This window comes from Staphylococcus ureilyticus (assembly GCF_002902235.1).
Taxonomy (GTDB): domain Bacteria; phylum Bacillota; class Bacilli; order Staphylococcales; family Staphylococcaceae; genus Staphylococcus; species Staphylococcus ureilyticus.
This window is the reverse complement of record NZ_PPRL01000094.1, coordinates 1-1749: the sequence shown is the minus strand read 5'-3', so window position 1 is coordinate 1749 and position 1749 is coordinate 1. Positions and strand designations below refer to the sequence as shown.

Annotated in this window: 1 protein-coding gene; it reads left to right on the top strand. The window is 32.6% G+C overall.

Going from position 1 to position 1749, the window contains the following annotated elements; translation table 11 throughout:
* Nucleotides 1-244 precede the first annotated feature (244 nt).
* On the top strand, nt 245-1741 hold the full coding sequence (gene lqo / locus CD150_RS09980) for an L-lactate dehydrogenase (quinone) (RefSeq protein ID WP_019468546.1): 1497 nt from the start codon (nt 245-247) through the stop codon (nt 1739-1741).
* Nucleotides 1742-1749 lie beyond the last annotated feature (8 nt).

The window sequence follows — 1749 nt, the reverse complement described above, 5'->3', positions numbered from 1 at the left end:
TTTCTATATTTAATTAGCAATGCTATATTATGGAATGTTTGTAAATTTTCTGTTTAAATGAAGTTGTACATCAATAGAATAACAAAAAAGATATTTAAAAAATTTATTTCTCTCTATGTTTTAATAGTAGAAATAAAAAAGATTCCATATTAGAATGGCACCTATAAAAAATATGTATTTTAATGATAGGTGATTTAGTATTATACTATAGTTGCAAGTTGAGATAAGGAAAGGTGATTAGATAATGGCTACTAACAAAGAGTCAAAAAGCGTTGTAATAATTGGCGCTGGGGTATTAAGTACTACATTCGGTACAATGATTAAAGAATTAGCACCAGAATGGGATATTAAATTATACGAGCGTTTAGATCGTCCAGGTGATGAAAGTTCTCACGAGCGTCATAACGCTGGTACAGGACACGCTGCTTTATGTGAATTGAATTATACAGTTAGACAACCAGATGGTTCAATTAACATTGAGCAAGCGAAAGAGATTAATGAACAATTTGAATTATCAAAACAATTTTGGAGTCATTTAGTTCAAAACAAAACAATCAGTAACCCTGAAGAATTTATTCGTCCGCTACCACACATTAGCTTTGTAAGAGGTAAAAATAACGTTCAATTTTTAAAAGATCGTTATGAAGCTATGAAAGAATTCCCAATGTTCGACAATATTGAATATACAGAAGATATTGAACAAATGAGAAAATGGATTCCATTAATGATGCAAGGTCATAGTGCAGGTGACATTATGGCAGCTAGTAAAATTGATGAAGGTTCTGACGTAAACTTTGGTGAACTTACTCGTAAAATGGCCAAAAACTTAGAAAAACAACCTAATGTAGATGTTCAATACAACCACGAAGTAATGGACTTTAACCAACGTAAAGACGGTAAATGGGAAGTTAAAGTACGTCAACGTAACAGTGGTAGTGTAGAAACACAACTAGCTGATTATGTATTTATTGGTGCAGGTGGTGGCGCAATTCCACTATTACAAAAAACAGGAATTCCTGAAAGTAAACACTTAGGTGGATTCCCAATCACTGGTCAATTCTTAATCTGTACAAATCCAGATGTTATACAAGCACATGATGCTAAAGTATACGGTAAAGAACCTCAAGGTACACCACCAATGACTGTACCTCACTTAGATACACGTTATATTGATGGTGAACGTACATTACTATTTGGACCATTCGCTAGTATTGGACCTAAATTCCTTAAACAAGGTTCTAATTTAGATTTATTTAAATCTGTTAAACCATATAACATCACAACTTTATTAGCATCAGCAGTTAAAAACTTACCATTAATTAAATATTCAATTGATCAAATCTTGATGACTAAAGAAGGTACTATGAACCATCTTCGTACATTCTACCCAGAAGCACGTGACGAAGACTGGCAATTATACAATGCTGGTAAACGTGTTCAAGTAATCAAAGATACACCTGAAAACGGTAAAGGCTTTATCCAATTCGGTACAGAAGTGGTTAATTCTGAAGATCATACTGTAATTGCATTATTAGGTGAATCTCCAGGGGCTTCTACTTCAGTATCAGTTGCATTAGAAGTATTAGAGAAAAACTTCCCTGAATATAAATCAGAATGGACACCAAAAATCAAAAAAATGATTCCATCTTATGGTCAATCATTAATTGAAGATCCTGATTTAATGAGACGTACACGTCAACAAACTTCTAAAAGCTTAAACCTAAACTATTATAGTAAATAGTAGTTTAA

Bases quoted from the DNA above. Each gene is read 5' to 3' on its own strand.
- lqo (WP_019468546.1), top strand. From the start codon at position 245: ATGGCTACTAACAAAGAGTCAAAAAGCGTTGTAATAATTGGCGCTGGG.